This is a genomic window from Achromobacter sp. Marseille-Q4962 (assembly GCF_943737005.1).
GTDB lineage: Bacteria > Pseudomonadota > Gammaproteobacteria > Burkholderiales > Burkholderiaceae_B > Achromobacter.
The window spans coordinates 25199-44962 of sequence record NZ_CALSFU010000003.1; the positions used below are offsets into that span (position 1 = coordinate 25199).

Below are 19764 nucleotides of genomic sequence, written 5' to 3' on the forward strand. Positions count from 1 at the left end.
GATACCGCAGCGCAGCACGAAGGCACTCCCATGACCTCCCCCCGCCGCTGGCCCGCCGCCATCGGGCGCGCCCTGTCCATCGAGCCCGACCGACGCACCGGCACCCTGTGCGACGTGGAGCACGTGGTGATCCTCATGCAGGAAAACCGCTCGTTCGACCATTATTTCGGCGCGCTGCCGGGCGTGCGTGGGCTGGCCGACCCGCTGGCCGTGCCCACCGCCGACGGCAGCGTCATGGCGCAGCGCGGTCCCGAAGGCGAAACAACGCCCTACCCGCTGCAGCCGGAACAGCCGAGCGACACGCCCCTGGGCTATCTCACGCCGCACACCTGGGACGATGCGCAGCGCGCCTGGAACGACGGCCGCATGGACCAGTGGCTGCCCGCCAAGGGCCGGATCGCCATGGGCATGCACCGGCCGGACGACATCCCTTTCCAGACGGCGCTGGCCGAGGCTTTCACGCTTTGCGACGCCTACCATTGCTCCATGCAGGCGGGCACCAACCCGAACCGCCTGTTTCTCTGGACCGGCACGCAGGACCCGCTCGGCAAGGCGGGCGGGCCGGCGCTGGTCAACACCCATGACCGCCTCGGCCCCGTCGCCGAAGGCTATGCCTGGACCACCTATCCCGAGCGCCTGTCGGCCGCGGGCGTGCAGTGGCGCATCTACCAGGACATGGAAGACAACTACCACGACAACCCGCTGGCGGGCTTTCGCCAGTACCGCCGCGAATACGAAAGCGCCGCCCCGCAGGCGGCGCTGCGCGACCGGGCGCTGCGCACCCGCACCCTGGACGCGCTTGCGCGCGACGTGGAGCAAGGCGCGCTGCCGCAGGTGGCCTGGATCATCGCGCCGGCGGCGGATTCCGAGCATCCCGAGGTGTCGTCCCCACGCCAGGGCGGCGCCTATACGGAACGGGTGCTGGACATCCTGACACGCAACCCGGCCCTGTGGAGCCGCTGCGTGCTGTTCGTCACCTACGACGAAAACGATTGCTTCTTCGACCACGTGCCGCCCCCGGCGCCGCCCGCGCGCCAGGCCGACGGCAGCCCGGGCGGGCTGTCCACCGTGGAGCTGGACGGCGAGTACCACGATGCCCGCACCGGCCCCAGCGCCGGCACCGTCGACGATCCTCCGGCGCTGCACGGACGCGCATTCGGCCTGGGCCCGCGCGTGCCCATGCTGGCCGTTTCGCCGTGGAGCCGCGGCGGCTGGGTGAATTCGCAGGTGTTCGACCACACCTCGGTACTGCGTTTCCTGGAAACGCGCTTCGGCGTGGCCGAGCCGAACATCAGCGCCTGGCGGCGCACCGTATGCGGCGACCTGACCTCGGCCTTCGACTTCGCCGGAACCCGCGCCGCGCCCGCCGGCCCGGGACGCCCCGCCTGTGCGCTGCCCTATGCGCTGGACGCGGCGGGGCGCCTGTCGGACGACGGCGCGCATTACCGGCTCGCGCTGCGCAATACGGGTGCGGCGGGCGCGGCGCTGCACGTCTATGACCTGTTGCGCCTGGATCTCGCGCCGCGCCGCTACACGCTGGACGCCGGCGCGCGCCTGGACGATGCCTGGCGGCTCGGAGCGCGGGGCGATTACGACCTCTGGCTGCTGGGGCCCGACGGCTTTCATCGCCGGTTCCGCGGCAATGCGCACGAAACCGGCGCGCTGGAAGCCGCCGCCCTTCCTTCCCCGGACGGGGTGCGCATCCGGCTCGTCAATCCCGGAGCCGGGCCCCGCACGGTGCAGCTGGAATCGGAAATGGGCGACGGCTGGCGCGCGACGGTGCGGGTGCCGGCCGGCGGCGAGGCGGAAGTGGAGCATCCCGGCCTCGCAGGCTGGTACGACGTGCGGGTGCGCGCCGGCGGCTTTCTGCGGCGGCTTGCCGGCCGCCTGGACGGCGCCCGGCCCGGCCTCTCCGATCCACGCCTGCAGGCCAACGCCCGCGCGCTGGACTAGGGCGTGCCGACGCCAAAGAGCTTCGCGCGGGCGAGCGGCCGCGCGAAACCTCCGCGGCTCATTCTTCGCCGGCGTCGTCTTCTTCGCCGCGCGCCAGGCGCTCGGCGTTCTTCACCCCGGTGTGCCGCACGTCCGCGCCCTTGACCATGTAGATGACCCGCTCGGACATGTTCTTGGCGTGGTCGCCGATGCGCTCCAGCGCGCGGGCGATGAAGATCATGTCGATGGCGCGCGAGATGGTGCGCGGGTCTTCGATCATGTAGGTGATGAGGTGGCGCAGCGCCCCCTTCCATTCCTTGTCCACTTCCTTGTCGCTGCGCACGACGGCCGCGGCCTGGATGGGATCGAGGCGGGCGAAGGCGTCCAGCGCCTGGTGCAGCATGGTGCGCACGTTGTTCGCCATGTGGCGCAGCTCGATGACGGGGGTATAGCGCAATTCCGACTCGTGGATGCGGCGGGCCACGACGGCGACCTTCTCGGCCTCGTCGCCCGAGCGCTCCATGTCGGTCAGCATCTTGGACACCGCCATCAGCATGCGCAGGTCGATGGCCGTGGGCTGGTGCCGCGCCAGGATGCGGCTGATGCTGTCGTCGATCTCCACCTCGTGGCGATTGACTTCCTTTTCGCGCTCGCGCACCTTCTCGACCAGCGACATGTCGCCGCTGGACAGCGCATCGATGGCCTCCTGGATCATCGCTTCCACGATGCCGCCCATGCGCAGGAATTGCGAACGGACGCTTTCCAGGTCGGCGTCGAATTGCTTGTTTGTATGCTCGGTCATCCGGGTTCCCTGCGTGGTTGGTCTCATGGCTTTGCCCCGATGCGTGGATTTTGCGGCGCGGGCTTGCTCAATCGGCAAGCGTATGACTCGTGTATGACAGGATTATGAAGGAAGTTCCGGACGGGCAGTCCCGGACGGGCAGTCCCGGACGGGAAGTCCGGGCTGGAAACCCGGGCTGGAAACCCGGGGCCTGAACCCCCCCTGCGGGCTTCAGGCCCCGCGATCCAGGCGGCGGATGCCGTTCTGCGTGGCCAGCAGCGCGACGTCGGCGCCGGCCAGCGCGAACAGGCCCACGGTGACCACGCCCGGCAGGTTGTTAATACGGGCTTCGAGCGCGGGCGCGTCGGAGATCGACAGGCCCGCCACGTCCAGGATGATGTTGCCGTTATCGGTGACGAACCCTTCGCGCAGGCGCGGCGCGCCGCCCAGCGCGGCCAGCGCCCGGGCCACGGCGGCGCGCGCCATGGGAATCACCTCGACGGGCAGCGGAAACCTGCCCAGGGTCTGCACGAGCTTGGATTCGTCGGCGATGCAGATGAAGCGCTCTGCGACCGAGGCCACGATTTTCTCGCGCGTGAGCGCGCCGCCCCCGCCCTTGATCATGTGCAGGTTGGCGTCGATTTCGTCGGCGCCGTCCACATAGAGGGGCATGCCCGCCACGTCGTTCAGGTCCAGCACCTTCAGGCCGTGGCTCGCCAGGCGGGCCGCGCTGCGTTCGGAGCTGGCCACCGTGCCGCCGATGCGGCCCTTGTAGCGGGCCAGCCCGTCGATGAAGAGGTCGGCGGTGGATCCGGTGCCCACGCCGATGACGACGTCCGGGCCGGCGACCTGTTCAACGAATTCCAGGGCCGCGTCGGCGGCCTGCTGCTTGAGTTCTTGCTGGGAGAGCATGGCGGTAGGCAAAGCGAAAAAGGGTCTCGGAGGCGGGAAATTTAGCAGATATCGCGCGGTTCAGCGCCCTTCCAGCGCGGGCCAGGCCCGCGCCAGGATGACCGGCGCCGCCGCGTCGGACGCCAGCTCGCCGAAGCCGCGCGCGCCCCCGCCCAGGCGGCCCTCCACGAACGCGCGCGCGGCCTCCGGCGGCGCGTGCCGGATCATGAGCGCGGCCTGCCACAGCAGGGCCAGGCCGCAGGCGATGCGGCGGGCATGAAACACCGCCGCATCGCCCCCGCCGGCCAGCCCTCGCCATTCGTCCAGCGCCTGGTCGAAGCGCGCATGGCGGCCGCGGGCCGGCGCGAATTCCGCCTCCAGGGCCGGCAGGGCGGCGGGCTCGCGCGACAGCGCGCGCAGCACGTCCAACGCCATCACGTTGCCCGAGCCCTCCCAGATGGAGTTGACCGGCGTTTCGCGGTAAAGCCTGGGCATGGGGCCTTCCTCGACATAACCGTTGCCGCCCCATACCTCCATGCACTCGGCCACCGCCCCGATGGCGCGCTTGCATACCCACAGTTTGGCGGCCGGCGTGCCCAGCCGCAACAGGGCGCGGGCGGACGCCGCCGCGCGTTCGTCCACCGCGCGCGCCAGCCGCATCGCCAGCAGGGTGGCGGCCTCGCTTTCCAGCGCCAGGTCCGCGAGCACGTTGCGCATGAGCGGCTGGTCAACCAGCGGCTTGCCGAAAGCCAGGCGGTGGCGCGCATGGTGCGCCGCCTGCGCCACTGCCTGGCGCAGCAGCGCCGCGCTGCCCAGCACGCAATCCAGGCGCGTGAGCGCGGCCATCTCCAGCAGCAGCGCCATGCCGCGCCCGGGTTCGCCCATGAGCACGCCCCAGGCATCCTCGAATTCCACTTCGGCGCTGGCGTTGCTCCAATTGCCCAGCTTTTCCTTCAGGCGGCGGATGCGCACGGCGTTGCGCGGACCGTCGGGAATCCAGCGCGGCACGAAAAAACAGCCCGGCCCTTCATCGGTCTGGGCCAGCACGAGATGGGCATCGGCCTGCGGCACCGAGAAAAACCATTTGTGACCCACCAGCCGGTAGGCGCAGCCCTGGCCCGCCGCGCCCAGCGGCGTGGCGCGTGTGGCGGCCGCGCGCAGATCGGAGCCGCCCTGCTTTTCGGTCAGGCCCATGCCGATCAGCGCGCTGCGCTTGGCGGCCAGCGGCGCGTCGGCGCCGTCGAATTCGCGCGCGTAGAGCGCGGGCAGCCACTGTCCGCCGAAATCGACCGCGCCCGCCGGCTCGCGCTGCAGCAAGGGCACGGCGGCGAAGGTCATGGTGGTGGGACAGAGCGTGCCGGCTTCGACCTGTCCCTGCATGAGATAGGCGGCGGCGCGCGCGGCGTGCGCCCCCGGCGCGGGCTGCATCCAGGCGCGGCTGTGCAGCCCGCGCGCCATGATGCCGGCCATGAGCGCGCCCCACGCGGGATGGAATTCCACCCGGTCGATGCGGTGCCCGGCGGGATCGTAGGCATGCAGGCGCGGCGGGTTGCGGTTGGCCTGCGCACCCAATTGCAGCGTGGCCGCGCGGCCCAGCCAGGCCCCGTGCGTGGCCAGGTCGCCCTCCCAGGCCGCGGCGCCCTCGCGCCGCACCGCCTCGCGCAGCGCCGGATCGGTGTCGTACAGCGAATAGTCTTCCAGCGGCGGAACCTGGTTGACCACGATATGCGTCTCGAAGGCAGGCATGGCGGCTCCCTGGATGCGGCGGTTGCGGCCGGCGCGGCCCGCGGCCTACCCGCCCGTGGGCCCCGGAGGCCAGGGCCGCAGGCTCTCGACCTGCGCGGCCAGCTCCAGGAGCATGGCCTCGCTGCCCAGCGGCCCCATGAGCTGGATGCCGATGGGCAGGCCATCCGACGACAGGCCGAACGGAATGGAAATGGCGGGCATGCCGGCCAGATTGGCCAGCGGCGCGAAAGGCGAGTAAGCGATCACGCCTTTCTTGCCCAGACGGTAGGCCAGATAGTCGGCGTTGTCCATGGCGTACCGGCCCAGGGGCGCGGGCGGCTGGGCCAGCACCGGGCTCAGGAACACGTGGTGCCCGCCCTGGGCAGGGTCGAGGAAGCGGCCGACCCGGCGGGTGATCGCGTGGCAGGTGTCCATGCAGGCCACGTACTGCGGCCCGGAAATCTCGCGCGCGTACTCGCGCGCGCCCAGCGTGGTGGGCTGCAGTTCGTCGGCAGCCAGGCGCCGGCCGCGCGCCTGCACGAAGCTGTCGATGGCGTTGGCCGCCGCGCTGGCGATCAGCGGCAGCATGGGAGACAGCACTTCTTCGGAGCCCACCGGCGGCGCGGCCTCGGTGAGTTCGTGGCCCAGCCGCGCGAAAAAGCGCGCGGCTTCGCGCGCGACCTCGGCCACTTCGGGGTGGATGGGATCGCCCTCGAAGGTGGCCGACACGAAGGCGATGCGGCGCCGCGGCGCGGCCTGCGGGTCGGCGGCCACGCGCGCGGCCACGTCCCGGTAGGACGCCGGCCGCGCCGGCGCGGCGTACGGCGCCCCGATGTCTTCCCCCGCGCTTACGTCCAGCGCGGCGGCGCAGTCGCGCACCGACAGCGTCATGAGGTTTTCGGTGCCCAGCCCGCCCCAGCCGTCGCCCTTGAGCGGTCCCAGCGGGATCAGACCGCGCGAGGGCTTGAGCCCGAGCACGCCGCAGCACGAGGCCGGGATGCGAATCGAGCCGCCGCCGTCGCTGCCGTGGGCGATGAGCACCATGCCGCTGGCCAGGGCCGCCCCGGCCCCGCCCGAGGAGCCGCCCGCGCTATGGCCCCGCTTCCAGGGGTTTTGCGTGGGCTTGCCGTAGACGGGGGATTCGGTGGTGGGGCTCAGGCCAAGCTCGGCGGTGGTGGTGCGCCCGAAGGGGATCAGGCCAGCGCGCCGGTAGCGCGCCACCAGTTCGCAATCGAGCTTCCATTCCACCTGGCCGTACAGCACGGAGCCCATGGTGCTGGGCAGCCCCAGCGCGGCGGTGCCCAGGTCTTTGAGCAGAGTGGGCACGCCCAGGAAGGGGCGCTCGCGTTCCAGCCCGGCCCGGGCCTGCGCATCCATGGCGGCCAGGGCCCGGTCGGTTTCCCGCGCCAGCCGCAACCCCAGCTCCGCCTGCACGCCGCAGGCGGCATTGATTTCCGGATTGAGGCGGGCCACGCGCTCCAGCGCCTGCTCCATGGCGGCGAGCGCGCTGAATTCTCCCCGGATGATGGCCTGCGCCATCGCGGTGGCATCGGGATGGGCGCGACCGGGGCGCTGAGCGTTGCTCATGGCGTCTGACCTCCTGCGTGAGGCGGCGGATTGCCGCAAGCCCCAGCATATCGGGTCGGCCCGCCCCCGCCAAGCCGCGCGGGCGGGGGGCCGTTCCTAGGATGTCTGCCCGTCCGGCCCGGCGCCCGCGCCCTCGCCCGGTTCGTCCGCGCCCAGCAGGCGGGATGCGTCCGAATCGGGCAGCGCCTCCACGTTCTTGAGGTTGCGCAGCATGGCGCGGGTGCGCACTTCCGTCTGGCCGATTTTGCTGCTGGCGGTGTCCAATGTCTTCTTGACGCTGGCCAGCGCCTCGCCGAACTTGCCGAACTCGGTCTTGACGGCGCGCAGCACCTGCCAGACCTCGGACGAGCGCTGCTCGATGGCCAGGGTGCGGAACCCCATCTGCAGGCTGTTGAGCAGCGCCGCGAGATTGCTGGGCCCGGCCACGTTGACCCTCAGCCCCTGCAGCCGCTCCAGCAGGCCGGGACGGCGCAGCACCTCGGCGTACAGGCTCTCGGTGGGCAGGAACATGATGGCGAAGTCGGTGGTGTAAGGCGGGGCCACATACTTGGCGGCGATCTGGCGGGCCTGTATCTCCACGGCGCGCCCCAGCGCCGCGCCCGCGGCCTTGACGGCCTCGGCGTCGGCGGCGTCCTGGGCGTCCATCAGGCGCTCGTATTCCTCTTTGGGAAACTTGGCGTCGATCGGCAGCCACACCGGCGCGCCGCCCTCGCCGCGCCCCGGCAGCCGGATCGCGAATTCCACCACCGCGTCGCTGCCGGGCACCGGACGGACATTGGCGGCGTACTGGTCCGGCGTCATGTTGTCTTCGATGAGTCGCGCGAGCTGCACCTCGCCCCAGGTGCCGCGCGACTTGACGTTGGTGAGCACGCGTTTCAGGTCGCCCACGCCGGCGGCGAGCGCCTGCATCTCGCCCAGCCCCTTGTGCACGGCCTCGAGCCGGTCGGACACCAGCCGGAACGATTCGCCCAGGCGCTGCTCCAGCGTGGCGTGCAGTTTCTCGTCCACCGTGCGCCGCATTTCTTCGAGCCGGGCGCCGTTGTCGGCCTGCAGGGCCTGCAGCCGGGCGTCCACGGTGGCGCGCAGCTCGGCCTGGCGGCGTTCGTTGATTTCGATGAGCCCCTGGAGCTGCTCGGCGAAGCCGGCGGCGAACCGGGCCAGCGCATCGGCCGACTCGGCGCGCGCCGCCTGGGCATCGCGCGCCAGGCCGGTGCGCAGATCGCCGTGCGCCTGCCCCAGTTCGACGCGCAGGGCCCGGGCCGATTCGGCCACCTCGCCGCGCAATCCGCGCTGGCCGTCGGCGATGTCGGCGCGCAGCGCGCGCTCGGTGCGTTCCAGTCCTTCGAGCAGCGCGTCCAGCCGGGGATCGCGCGGGGCGGGCCTCAGCCAGGCCAGCAGGGCGGCCGCGAAGGCCAGGACCGCGCCGCCGGCGGCGCACCAGAGCAGGTAATCGTAGAGCAAGCGTCGCAACTCCAAAGCCCGGAATTGTAGGCGCGGCGCGGATTTCCCTCACGCCGCGCCGCGAAGGGCATTAAACTGTAAATTACAAAATTGTCATAGTTTGCCCCTTCATTGGCCGCTCCCGCTTTCGTCCCATCGTCCGTGCCCGCCTTCCAGACCGTCTTCGGTCCGCTGGACCTGACTGCCGCAAAGCCCCTGACCACCGGGGGCGACCGGCACATCTTCCAGCATCCGCTGGTGCCGTCGCTGCTGGTGAAAGTGATGGACATGGAGGCCCGGGCCGTTTACCTGGACGCGCGGCCGTTCAAGCGCTGGTACAAGCAGTACCAGCGCGAAAGCGCCTACCGCGTATACCTGAACGAGATCTCGGAATACGTTACGACCACCACGCGTCCTTCCGGCGTGTGGCAAGTGCCGATGGCGCGCATCGTGGGCGTGGCCCAGACCACGCTGGGCCTGGGCCTGCTGGTGGAGAAGATCGCCGACGAGGCGGGCAACATGGCGCCCACCGTGAAGCAGTTGGCCAGCCAGGGCCGGTTCGACGCCGCGCTCGGCGCGCAGCTGGACGCGTTCTTCGAGCAGCTGGCCGAGGCCCACGTGGTAGTGCACGACGTGTCGGCCAGCAACGTGGTGTGCGGCCTCAATGCCGACGGCAAGCGCGGCCTGTACCTGGTGGACGGCTTCGGCGTGCTGCCGCTGATTCCGCTCTATGCGTGGAGCAAGCGCCTGAACCGGCGGCGCATGCGGCGCAAGTACGAGCGCATGCGCGCCTCGCTGGCCGAGATCGCCCGCGAAGCGGCCTCGCGCTGAACCTCAGCCCGGCGCCTGCGCCGGTTCCCCGAGGCGGCTCACCCACACGTAGTCGCGCCCTTCCATCTGGCCGCGCCGCAGCGGGTTGCGCGTGCAGAACGCGGCATAGGCCGGATCCACATAGCGGTTCATGAGATGCTCGTCGCGCCCGGCCGGAATGCCCAGCCGCGTCGTGCGGACCAGCGGATCGGGCCGCTCGCCCACATCTTCGACGAACAGCGCGCCGGGGTCGAACCGCTGCGCGTCCCAGTCGGGCACTTTCAGGCCCAGCGCCCGGCACAGCAGGGTCTGGCCCGCGCACAGGCCGGCCAGCGGGCGGGGATTGCCGCGCGCGTCGGGGTTCAGCCGCTGCATGAGCGCCAGCGCGTCGGGGCCGGACAGCGCGTCGGTCCAGGGGTAGCCCGATTTGATGAGCACCGCGTTGCCCGGTCCCTGCGCGCTGAAGTTCAGCGAGTCCCCGCCCCGCGCGTAATACATGTAGACGGTGCCGCCGTCCATGAAGAGCGCGCGCCGCTTGTGGGTGTAGCCCAGCGAGGCGTGGCTGCCCTTTTCGTGCAGGTAATAGGCTTCGGTCTCGATAATGCGGGCCGACAGCCACAGACCGTCGACCCGGTGCCGGATCACCTTGCCCAGCAGGTCGCGGGCGAGCTGGGCGGCGTCGCGGTCGAAAAAGGCGTCGGGCAGCGCGCGCCCGGCCTGCTCCTCAGGCGAAGCGTTCGCCGTAGCGCTTTTCGGTAAAGCCAACGCTGACCTCGCCATCGGGGGTGACCGTCACGGGGCGGCGCACCAGCGCGGGATACTCCGCGATCAGTTGCGTCCACTGGGCATCGGTGCTGGCGGTCTTGCGGTCTTCGGGCAGGTTGCGCCAGGTCATGGAGGCGCGGTTCACCAGTTTTTCCCAGCCGCCGAGCTTGCCCGCCCACGACTTCAGGGTGGCGGCCGGCACGGGATGGTCGCGGTAGTCCACGAACTCGTGCTCCACGCCGTGGTCGGCGAGCCATTGCCGGGCCTTGACGCAGGTACTGCATTTGGCCAGGCCGTACAAGGTGGTGTGCTTCATTTGGATTCGGACTCCTTGCGCCATTGCAGGCGGTTGGCGAGGATCACGCAGGTGCCGACCGCCAGGATGAACAGGGTGGCCAGCGCGTTGATCTCGGGCTTGAGGCCCAGGCGCACCCTCGAAAAGACTTCCATGGGCAGCGTGCTGGAGCTGGGCCCCGACAGGAACGACGCCAGCACCACGTCATCGAGCGAGAGGGTGAACGACAGCAGCCAGGCCGAGGCCAGCGCCGGCGCGATCAGCGGCAGCGTGATGCGGAAAAACACCGTCATGGGCGTGGCGCCGAGGTCGAGCGCAGCCTCTTCCAGCGAGCGGTCCAGGTCGCGGATGCGGGTCTGGATGATGACGGCCACGAAAGCCATGCACAGCGTCACGTGCCCCACCCATATGGTGAACATGCCGTTCTCGGCGGGCCAGCCGATCTGGCCGCGCAGCTCCACGAACATGAGCAGCAGCGAGATGCCCAGCACCACCTCGGGAATGACGAGCGGCGCGCTCAGCATGCCCACGTAGAGGGCGAAGCCGCGGAACCGTCCCATGCGGGCCAGCACGTAGCCCGCCCAGGTGCCGATGATGACCGCCGCCGTGGCCGTGAGCGCGGCGATGCGGAACGACAGCCAGGCCGCTCGCAGCAGGGCCTCGTCCTGCAGCAGCGAGTCGTACCAGCGCAGCGAGAAGCCCGTCCAGGACGTGACGGCGGGCGAGGCGTTGAACGAGAACACCATCAGGCTGATGATGGGCACGTACAGGAACAGGTAGCCCAGTCCCAGGGCCACCGCGCGCAGGGTCTTGTTGGGGCCGTTCATTTGCGCCCTCCCCCCGCCTGTTCCTGCTGCTTGACCTGGCTGTACTGGAAGTAGACGAGCGGCACCAGGAGCAGCAGCACCATCACGCAGGTCACGGCCGAAGCCATGGGCCAGTCGGTATTGTTGAAGAACTCGTTCCACATGACGCGGCCCATCATGAGCGTGTTCGCGCCGCCCAGCATCTCGGGGATGACGTACTCGCCCACCGCCGGGATGAACACCAGCATGGCGCCCGCGATGACGCCGGGACGCGAGAGCGGCACGGTGATCTGCCAGAATGCCTGCCACGGGCGCGCGCCCAGGTCGTAGGCGGCTTCGAGCAGGCGCAGGTCCATTTTCACCAGCGTGGCGTAGAGCGGCAGGATGAAAAACGGCAGGTAGGCGTAGACCATGCCGATGTACACGGCCAGATCGGTGCGGTAGATCTCGAGCGGGCTGGAGATGATGCCCAGGCCCTGCAGCAGGTTGTTCAGCAGGCCGTCGTTGCGCAGGATGCCCACCCAGGCGTAGACGCGCAGCAGCAGCGAAGTCCAGAAAGGCAGGATCACGCCCAGCAGCAGCAGGTTGCGCACCGACGGCGATGAACGCGCGATGTAGTAGGCGATGGGGTAGCCGATCAGGATGCAGCACAGCGTGGTGATGGCCGCGATCTTGACGGAGTTGAGGTAGGTGGCGAAGTACAGGCTGTCGGTGAAGAGCAGGATGTAGCCGCGCAGGTGCAGGCTGAACTGCACCGCCTCGTCCTTGAATTCCGCCAGCGAGGTGTAAGGCGGAATGCCGAACTTGAGCTCGGCGAAGCTGATCTTGAACACCAGCAGGAACGGCACCAGCAGAAAGGCCACCAGCCAAGCGTACGGCGGCACCACGGCCAGCGTCCGCCCGGAAGGCAGCCAGTCGCGCAGCGGAAAGCGCCTCATGATGCGAGCACCGTGGCGCTGTCGGCGTCCCAGCTCACGAAGATTTCCTCGTCGATGCCGGGCGCGTCCATCTGGGCGAGCTGCAGGCTGGGCACGCTGGCCTCGACCATGGTTCCGGAATCCAGGCGGATCTGGTAGAGCGCGTAGCTGCCCATCCAGGCCATGTGGCTCACCATGCCGTGCGCCCAGTTGTATTCGGACTGCGGCTGTCCGCGCGAAACCACCATGCGCTCGGGGCGGATCGACACGTGCACCTCCATGCCCAGCGGCTCGCTCACGCCGTGGCTCACGTAGAGCGGGCGCGACAGCTCGGCGCTCTCGATGGCGACGTGGTCGGGCTCGTCCACCACGATAGTGCCCGTGAACAGGTTCGTGGAGCCGATGAAGCTCGCCACGAAACGCGAATTGGGGAACGCGTAGACGTCTTGCGGCGTGCCGCACTGGACGATCTGCCCCTCGGTCATGACGGCCAGCCGGTGCGCCATGGTCATGGCCTCTTCCTGGTCGTGCGTGACCATGATGCAGGTGACGCCCACCTGCTCCAGGATCTTCACCAGCTCGATCTGGGTCTTCTGGCGGATCTGCTTGTCCAGCGCCGACATGGGCTCGTCGAGCAGGAGCAGCTTGGGACGCTTGACCAGGCTGCGCGCCAGCGCCACGCGCTGCTGCTGCCCGCCCGAGAGCTGGTGCGGCTTGCGGCGCGAATAACCGGCCATCTGCACCAGGTCCAGCGCCTCGAAGACGCGGTCGTGGATCTCGGCGCGGTCCACGCCCTCCTGCTTGAGGCCGAACGCCACGTTGGCCTCGACCGTCATGTGGGGAAAGAGCGCGTACGACTGGAACATCATGTTCACCGGCCGCCGGTACGGCGGCACGTTGGTGATGTCCTCGCCATCGAGCAGGATCTGGCCCGACGTGGCTTCCTCGAACCCGGCCAGCATGCGCAGCAGCGTGGACTTGCCGCTGCCGGAGCTGCCCAGCAACGCGAAGATCTCGTTGCGGCGCACGGAGAGGTTGACGGAACGCACGGCGACGACGTCGCCGAATATCTTCACGACGTCGGCCACCCGGACGAACTCGTCCGGATCGGCCGCGTGCTGCGCCGAGTAACGGCTTTCGCTCATGATGCTTATCGTCCGGACTTCAGCTCGGCCCACATGCGGGTCTGCATGCGCTGGATGTTCAGGGGTTGCGCCTTGATGACGTACAGCGTCTTGGCCACGTCGGCCGGCGGGTAGATCATGGGGTTGTCGGCCACGTCTTTCACCACGTACTTGCGCGCCTCTTTGTTGGCGTTGGGATAGAACATGGTGTTGGTAATGGCGGCGTGGACCTGGGGCGTCTCGATGTAGTTGATGAACGCCAGGGCCTCTTCCGGATGCGGGGCGTCCTTGGGAATGACCATCAGGTCGAACCAGGCCGGCGCGCCGCCCTTCGGAATGAAGTAGTTGATTTCGTACGGCTTCTTGGCTTCCTGCGCGCGCTTGCGGGCGATCATCACGTCGCCGGAAAAACCGTAGACCATGCAGAGGTCGCCCACCGCGAGCTCGTCGATGTAGCCCGAGGAACTGAACTGGCGGATGTAGGGGCGGATCTGCTTGAGCAGGTCCAGCGCCGCCTTGTAGTCGTCGGGATTGGAGCTGTTGGGATCCTTGCCCAGGTACTTGAGCACGGCCGGAAACACCTGCGCGGCCTCGTCCAGCATGGAGATGCCGCATTCCTTCAGCTTGGCGGCGTTCTCGGGCTTGAAGAGCATGTCCCAGTTGCCCAGGTCGGCCTGCTCGCCCAGGATCTGCTTGACCTTGGTGACGTTGTAGCCCAGGCCGTTGGTGCCGTAGCCCCACGGGATGGCGTACTGGTTGCCGGGATCGACCTCGGCCACCAGGGCCATCAGGTCGGGGTCCAGGTATTTCCAGTTGGGAATCTTGGATTTGTCCAGCTTCTGGAACAGGCCGGCTTCGATCTGGCGGGAGGCATAATGCGTGGACGGAACGACGACGTCGTAGCCCGACTTGCCGGCCAGCAGCTTGGCCTGCAGCGTGTCGTTGCTGTCGTAGACGTCGTAGCGCACCTTGATGCCGGTTTCTTTCTCGAACCCGGGAATGGTGTCCGGCGCCGTGTATTCGGCCCAGTTGTAGACGTTGACGACCTTGTTTTGCGCCTGCGCGGCCGATACCGCCGCTGCCGCGAGCAGCGCGCCCATCGCGAAGCGCATTCCCGCCCTGTATTTCATTGCCTAGCCCCTTGCCGTCAGGCGTGTGTTTGAAAGATGCGTTGAAGGGATACCAAAAGGGCGAATGATAAAGCCTTTTAGCCTGGGACTGCCCGTTTTGCGCCCCACGGAAAGCAATTGGGGCCGGATGCTTCCGGCCCGCGTCCGTCAGGGCTGGGAGCCCACGCCCCAGGCCGCCCAGTAGCTGTCGCGCAGCTTCATCCAGAACCGCTCGCCCTCCTCGCCCGCGACCTTGCGCAGCGAGCGCCGCAGGCGCTCCAGGTTGTCGCGCCGGCCCCGTTCGGACAGGCGGCCCTGGACGCCGCGGTCGAAGTCGATGAGCCAGATCCTGCCGTCCGCGCCGGCCAGGATGTTGTAGGCATTCAGGTCGGCGTGCCAGACGCCGGCCCGGTGCATGGCGACGATGGCCCCGGCCACGTCCTCCCAGAGAGGCTCGCCCAGCGAGAGCGCCAGCGGCCGCACGTCGGGGATGCGCTCCACCAGGATGGCCGCGCGGTAAGCGAGCCCGTGCCGCCAGTAGGCCGCGCCCAGGGGCGCGGGCACCGCCAGCCCCAAGGCCCGCATGGCCGCCAGCAGGCGGAACTCGCGGAAGCTGCGCGTGGCGGACTCGCCGGTCCAGACATAGGCGTCGCGGCTCAGGCGCGCGACCAGTCCCCCGCGCCGGTAGCGGCGCAGCACGCCCTGCCAGCCCGGGCCCTCGACGAACCAGGCCGCCTGCCTGCCGCCCGCGTCCACGGGCCGCGCGCGAGCGCCGTAGGCCGCGGGGTCGAATATCTCGGGGCCGCAGTCGCCCAGGCGCTGCGCGTCGGCCAACATGGCGCCCGGGGCCGGTCCGTTCCAGGACTGGCGCCGGGCCGGGAGAACGCCGGCTTCAGCCCGCACGGTTGCGCATCCAGTCGGCCACGCCGTAGAACGACTCCAGCAGCCGGTCCACCAGCGCCGGCTCCGTTCCCGCGTCCTGCAGCGCGCGGCCCATGCAGGCCACCCACTGGTCGCGCTCGGCCTCGCCGATGGAAAAAGGCAGGTGCCGGGCCCGCAGGCGGGGATGGCCGAAGCGCTGGATGTAGTGGTCCGGGCCGCCGAAATAGCCGCACAGGAACCAGAACAGCTTGTCGCGCGCCTCGTCCAGGCTGGGGCCGTGGGCGGCGCGCAGTTCCTTCAGGTCGTCTTCCATGTCCATGAGATCGTAGAAGCGGTCGACCAGGGCGCGCACGCCCGGCTCGCCCCCCAGCAGGTCGAAAATGCTGCGGGCCGTCTGCGCCGGCTCGGAAATGGTGTGGACGCGGGTATTCATCAGGTTTCTCTCAATGTGACCAGGGGCGGTGTGCGCAGCACGCCGCGCAGGGCCAGGGCGCCGCCGGCCCAGGCGCCGAGCGCGCCCGCGCCCATGCCGGCCAGCCACGGCCAAAGGCCGAGGGTAATGTTGAAATCGAACACCAGGCTTGATAAAGCCCAAGCCACGGCGCTGGCGCCGGCGGCGGCGAGCAGCCCGGCCAGCCCGCCCACGGCCCAGAGTTCGATGCGCTGCGAGCGCGCGAGCTGGCGGCGCGTGGCGCCCAGCGCGCGCAGCACCGCCGCCTCGCGGACGCGCTCGTCGCGCGTGGCCGTGAGCGCGGCCGCCAGCACCAGCACCCCGGCCGCCAGCGTGAACAGGAACAGCAGCTGCACCGCGCGGCCCACTTCGTCCAGCACCGACTGAAGCTGGCGGAGGATGGCCCCCACGTCGAAGACCGTGAGGTTGGGAAACTCGCGCACCAGCGCGGGCAGCACCGCCTCTTTGCCGGGCGGCAGATGAAACGAGGTGATCCAGCTTTGCGGCATGCCGGCTAGCGCTTCGGGCGTGAGGATGGCGAAGAAATTCACGCGCATGGTATCCCAATCCACCCTGCGGGTTCCTGACACCGTGGCCTCGACCTGCTGGCCGGCCACGTCGAAGCGCAGCGTATCGCCCACCGCGACGCCCAGCGTGCGGGCCAGGCCGGACTCCAGCGACACTTCCGGCGCGCCCGGCCGCAGCCAGCGTCCCTGCTCGATGCGGTTGGATGCGGGCAGCGTATCGGAATAGGACAGGTTGAATTCGCGGTCGACCAGGCGCTTGGCGCGCGGCTCTTCGTAGTCGTCCGGCCCCACGGGCCGGCCGTTGATGGCCACCAGCCGGCCGCGCACCATGGGCGACAGCTCGACCTGCGCCAGGCCGGCGCGGCGCAGGGCCTGCGCCACGGCCTCGCGCTGGTCCGTCTGCACGTTGATGAGAAAGCGGTTGGGCGCGTCCGGCGGCAAAGTGCGCTGCCAGCCCTGGATGAGATCGGTGCGCGTCATGGTGAGCAGCAGCAGCGCCATCAGCCCGACCGCCAGCGCGCATACCTGGGTAATGGTGGCCGCGCGCCGCCTCGCCACGCCCGCCAGCGCGAAACGCAGGGCGGGCTGCCGCCGCGCGAGCCCGCGCAGCCGCGCCAGGCCCAGGATGCAGAGCCAGGCCGCCAGGGCGAAGACCAGGAAGGCGCCCAGGAAGCCGCCGGCCACTACCGCCCCCAGGCGCGCGTCGCCCGCGAACCACCAGATCAGCAGGGCGAAGCCGGCCGCGCCCAGGCCATAGCCCGCGGCGCTGCGCGCCCCCAGCGCGTCGGCCTCGCGGCGCAGCACGCGCGCCGGCGGCACGTGGCGCAGGCGCGCCAGCGAAGGCAGCGCAAACCCCAGGAGCAGCAGCATGCCCGTCAGCAGCCCCTGCGCGGCGGGCACGGCCGAGGGCGGGGGCAAGGCCGTATCGATGAGCGAGCCCAGCGCCAGCACCAGCGCCTGGTGCGCACCGTAGCCCAGCAGGCATCCGGCCCCGCAGGCCGCCAGGCCCACCAGCGCGAATTCCGCCGCCAGCATGCGCGACACCAGCGCCTGCGGCGCGCCCAGGCAGCGCATCACCGCCACCCCGTCGCGATGACGGTCCAGGTAGCGGCCGGCCGCCAGCGCCACCGCCACGGCGGAGATCAGCACGGCCAACAGCGCCACGAGCGCCAGGAAGCGCTGCGCCCGGTCCAGCGTGCGCCGCACCTCGGGACGCCCGGACTCCAGGGTGGCGATCTTCTGGCCGCGGCCCAGCCGCTCGCGCAGCCAGGTTTCGTAGCCCGCCACCGCGCGCGGCTCGCCGGCGGCCAGCAGCGCATAGCCGATGCGGCTGCCCGGCGCGATCAGGCCCGTGGCCGGCAGGTCGCTGGCGCGCAGCATCACGCGGGGCGCGACGTTGACGAACTGCATGCCGCGGTCGGGTTCGTAGGTAATGATCCGGTCCACACGCAGACTCGCATCGCCCAGCGCGAGCGCGTCGCCCACCTGCAGGCCCAGCAGCGCCAGCAATTGCGCATCCACCCACACCGTGCCTTTGGGCGGCACGCCGCGCGCCGGCTCGTCGGGGGCGAACGGCGCGCTGGCCACTCGCAGCGCGCCGCGCAGGGGGTAGCCCGGCTCCACCGCCTTGACGGAGGCGAGCTGGGCGCTGCCGCCCGCGCCGCCGGCCATGGAAGGAAACTGCCAGGTGCGCGAGACTTCCAGGCCCCGCGCGCGGGCTTCTTCCAGGAAGGCCGCGGGAATGGGCTCGTCGGCGTCCAGCACAAGGTCGGCGCCCAGCATCTGGCCGGCATCGCGTTCCAGCGCGCGGCCCACGCGGTCGGCCAGGAAGCCCACGCTGGTCACCGCGGCCACCGCCAGCACCAGCGCCAGCGCCAGCAGACGCAGTTCGCCGGCGCGCCAATCGCGCACGCTCATGGCGGCGCCGAGCCTCAGCGCGGCCCGCAAGCCGGGGCGGCGAGCCCGGGCGGCATCAGGGAAATCCATCAGTCTGCAATCCTGTCCAACGGCCGGAATGGGGGCCGAATCCCGCTATCATGCGCGCAGTGCGGCGCAGCGCCGCCGTCAAAGATACCCAAAAACCGGAGAAGACAATGCGTAAATCCTGGCTCGCCGCAGCCCTCCTGGCCACTTGCGCCGCCACCGCCTCCCTGCCCGCCGCGGCCGAAACCACGCTCAAGATGGCTTATGCGCTGTCCACGTCCTCGCACTACGGCGCGGGCGCCCAGGCCATGGCGCAGTCCATCGAGGCGTCCACGGCGGGCAGGTACAAAATACAGCAATTCGCCAACAGCGCCCTGGGCGGCGAGCGCGAAGTCATCGAAGGCCTGCAGATCGGCACCATCGACCTGGCCATCGTTTCCACCGGCGCCACGCTGAATTTCGTGCCCGAAACCGGGGTCTTCGACATTCCCTTCCTGCTGCGCGACCTGGACCACGCCCGCAAGGTGCTCGACGGCAAGATCGGCCAGGACATGCTGGCCAAGTTTCCCAGCCGCGGCATCGTGGCCCTGGCCTGGGGCGAACAGGGCTTTCGCCACCTGACCAACAACGTGCGCCCGGTCAAGACCCCGGCCGACGCCAAGGGCCTGAAGATCCGCACCACGGAAAACCCCATCCACATCGCGGCGTTCCGCCAGATCGGCATCCTGCCCACCCCCATGGCCTGGCCGGAAGTGGCCACCGCCCTGCAGCAGGGCACGATCGACGGCCAGGAGAACCCGCTGTCGGTCATCACCTCCGCCAAGCTCTCGCAGATGCAGAAGTACCTGTCGCTGACCGGCCACGTCTACGGCCCGGCCCTGGTGCTGATGTCGGCCAGCGCCTACGAAGGACTCTCGAAAGAGGACAAGGCCAACTTCGACAAGGCCGGCAAGGCGTCCGCCCAGGCCATGCGCGCCTACGTGGACAACATCGAGAAAACCGGCGTCGAGCAGCTCAAGAAGGAAGGCATGCAGGTCAGCGAAGTGGACCGCGCCGCCTTCGCCGCCGCCGTGGAGCCCGCCTACGCCGAATACAACAAGAAGTTCGGCAAGGATCTCATCGAGGCCATCCGCAACACCAAGTAAGAAGCGCCCGGCGCGGCCCCTTCGCGGGGCCGCGCATGCGCGCATCCCTGCGTTTTCCCTCTGCGGAATCCATTCCATCATGCGTTTGCTCTGCGCCTTCGACCGGGGCCTTTTCAGGCTGGTTTCGGTCATTGCCCAATTGCTGCTCGTGGCCTCGGCCGCCGCCGCCTTCTACCAGGTCATCGCCCGTTTCGTGCTGCAGTCCCCGGCCGACTGGAGCGAGGTGCTGACCCGGGCCCTCCTCATCTGGACCGTCCTGCTGGGCGTGGCCCTGGCCTTTCGCCATGGCGCCATGATCAGCGTGGAAATGCTGCGCAACCTGCTGGGCGGGCGCCCGCGCCGCGTGCTGGAAGGCTGCATCGGGGTGGTGTGCGCCGCCTTCCTGCTGGCCGTGGCCTGGATCGGCGGCCAGATGACGTATCGCGTGCGCTTCCAGAACGTGCCCAGCCTGGACATTCCCATTTCCTGGATCTACCTCGCCATCCCGGTGGGCGCCACGCTGGCGGCCATCGGCGTGCTGGCTCGCTGGTTCGCCCACCAGGAAAACGACGCCCCGGTGCGCAATGACGCCCAGGGCTGAACGCGGGCTGCCGCCGCGAGGCGGCGGCTTCATGCGGCGGGCTCGGCGCGACACTGCCTCAACATCGTAGATAC

Annotated in this window: 18 protein-coding genes; 4 read left to right on the plus strand and 14 right to left on the minus strand. The window is 69.9% G+C overall.

Annotated features, from left to right (window positions below; all coding sequences use genetic code 11):
* Positions 1–30 precede the first annotated feature (30 nt).
* Positions 31–1953, plus strand: a complete 1923-nt coding sequence (locus NGJ44_RS03025; RefSeq protein WP_251863082.1) for a phosphocholine-specific phospholipase C — start codon at positions 31–33, stop codon at positions 1951–1953.
* A gap of 58 nt (positions 1954–2011) precedes the next feature.
* On the opposite strand, the gene phoU is transcribed toward NGJ44_RS03025, so the two are convergent.
* The 5 genes from phoU to NGJ44_RS03050 all read right to left on the minus strand — a co-directional run bounded on the left by phoU (position 2012) and on the right by NGJ44_RS03050 (position 8377).
* Positions 2012–2734, minus strand: a complete 723-nt coding sequence (phoU, locus tag NGJ44_RS03030) for a phosphate signaling complex protein PhoU (RefSeq protein WP_053245070.1) — start codon at positions 2732–2734, stop codon at positions 2012–2014.
* Positions 2735–2944: 210 nt separating this feature from the next.
* Positions 2945–3625 (minus strand): ribose-5-phosphate isomerase RpiA, encoded by a 681-nt coding sequence (gene rpiA, locus NGJ44_RS03035; protein WP_053245071.1) that lies wholly within the window; start codon positions 3623–3625, stop codon positions 2945–2947.
* A gap of 60 nt (positions 3626–3685) precedes the next feature.
* Entirely contained in the window at positions 3686–5350 is a 1665-nt protein-coding gene (locus NGJ44_RS03040) for an isovaleryl-CoA dehydrogenase (protein WP_251863083.1), read from the minus strand.
* Positions 5351–5395: 45 nt separating this feature from the next.
* Positions 5396–6916, minus strand: a complete 1521-nt coding sequence (locus NGJ44_RS03045; RefSeq protein WP_251863084.1) for an amidase — start codon at positions 6914–6916, stop codon at positions 5396–5398.
* A gap of 96 nt (positions 6917–7012) precedes the next feature.
* Positions 7013–8377, minus strand: a complete 1365-nt coding sequence (locus NGJ44_RS03050; RefSeq protein WP_251863085.1) for a DNA recombination protein RmuC — start codon at positions 8375–8377, stop codon at positions 7013–7015.
* 141 nt (positions 8378–8518) lie between these two features.
* On the opposite strand from NGJ44_RS03050, the gene NGJ44_RS03055 reads away from it, so the two are divergent.
* Complete coding sequence (locus NGJ44_RS03055) at positions 8519–9187, plus strand: YrbL family protein (protein ID WP_251863086.1); 669 nt, start codon at positions 8519–8521, stop codon at positions 9185–9187.
* Positions 9188–9190: 3 nt separating this feature from the next.
* Here NGJ44_RS03055 and NGJ44_RS03060 read toward each other — a convergent pair whose 3' ends face one another.
* From NGJ44_RS03060 to NGJ44_RS03100, 9 genes are all read right to left on the minus strand, one after another.
* Entirely contained in the window at positions 9191–9946 is a 756-nt protein-coding gene (locus NGJ44_RS03060; protein ID WP_053246469.1) for a DNA-3-methyladenine glycosylase, read from the minus strand.
* Complete coding sequence (locus NGJ44_RS03065; RefSeq protein ID WP_251863087.1) at positions 9891–10247, minus strand: arsenate reductase; 357 nt, start codon at positions 10245–10247, stop codon at positions 9891–9893. The genes NGJ44_RS03060 and NGJ44_RS03065 overlap by 56 nt, the downstream gene beginning before the upstream one ends.
* On the minus strand, positions 10244–11053 hold the full coding sequence (locus NGJ44_RS03070; RefSeq protein WP_053246471.1) for an ABC transporter permease subunit: 810 nt from the start codon (positions 11051–11053) through the stop codon (positions 10244–10246). Before NGJ44_RS03070 ends, NGJ44_RS03065 begins: the two co-directional genes overlap by 4 nt.
* Positions 11050–11970, minus strand: coding sequence for an ABC transporter permease subunit (locus tag NGJ44_RS03075; RefSeq protein ID WP_053246472.1), 921 nt, complete (start codon positions 11968–11970; stop codon positions 11050–11052). Before NGJ44_RS03075 ends, NGJ44_RS03070 begins: the two co-directional genes overlap by 4 nt.
* Positions 11967–13094: an ABC transporter ATP-binding protein gene (locus tag NGJ44_RS03080; RefSeq protein ID WP_251863088.1), complete on the minus strand. Its 1128-nt coding sequence runs from the start codon at positions 13092–13094 to the stop codon at positions 11967–11969. Before NGJ44_RS03080 ends, NGJ44_RS03075 begins: the two co-directional genes overlap by 4 nt.
* A gap of 5 nt (positions 13095–13099) precedes the next feature.
* Complete coding sequence (locus NGJ44_RS03085; RefSeq protein ID WP_053246473.1) at positions 13100–14203, minus strand: polyamine ABC transporter substrate-binding protein; 1104 nt, start codon at positions 14201–14203, stop codon at positions 13100–13102.
* A 147-nt stretch (positions 14204–14350) separates the two neighbouring features.
* Entirely contained in the window at positions 14351–15019 is a 669-nt protein-coding gene (locus tag NGJ44_RS03090) for a 3-deoxy-D-manno-octulosonic acid kinase (RefSeq protein ID WP_251863089.1), read from the minus strand.
* A gap of 55 nt (positions 15020–15074) precedes the next feature.
* Complete coding sequence (locus tag NGJ44_RS03095) at positions 15075–15497, minus strand: group II truncated hemoglobin (RefSeq protein WP_251863090.1); 423 nt, start codon at positions 15495–15497, stop codon at positions 15075–15077.
* A complete protein-coding gene (locus tag NGJ44_RS03100; protein ID WP_251863177.1) occupies positions 15497–18031 on the minus strand; it encodes an ABC transporter permease in 2535 nt (844 codons plus the stop codon). The genes NGJ44_RS03095 and NGJ44_RS03100 overlap by 1 nt, the downstream gene beginning before the upstream one ends.
* Before the next feature lie 104 nt (positions 18032–18135).
* Here NGJ44_RS03100 and NGJ44_RS03105 point away from each other — a divergent pair, with 104 nt between their 5' ends.
* Together NGJ44_RS03105 and NGJ44_RS03110 are read left to right on the plus strand one after the other, a co-directional pair.
* Positions 18136–19110 (plus strand): TRAP transporter substrate-binding protein, encoded by a 975-nt coding sequence (locus NGJ44_RS03105; protein ID WP_053246477.1) that lies wholly within the window; start codon positions 18136–18138, stop codon positions 19108–19110.
* A 79-nt stretch (positions 19111–19189) separates the two neighbouring features.
* Positions 19190–19690, plus strand: coding sequence for a TRAP transporter small permease (locus NGJ44_RS03110; protein ID WP_053246476.1), 501 nt, complete (start codon positions 19190–19192; stop codon positions 19688–19690).
* Positions 19691–19764: the final 74 nt, after the last annotated feature.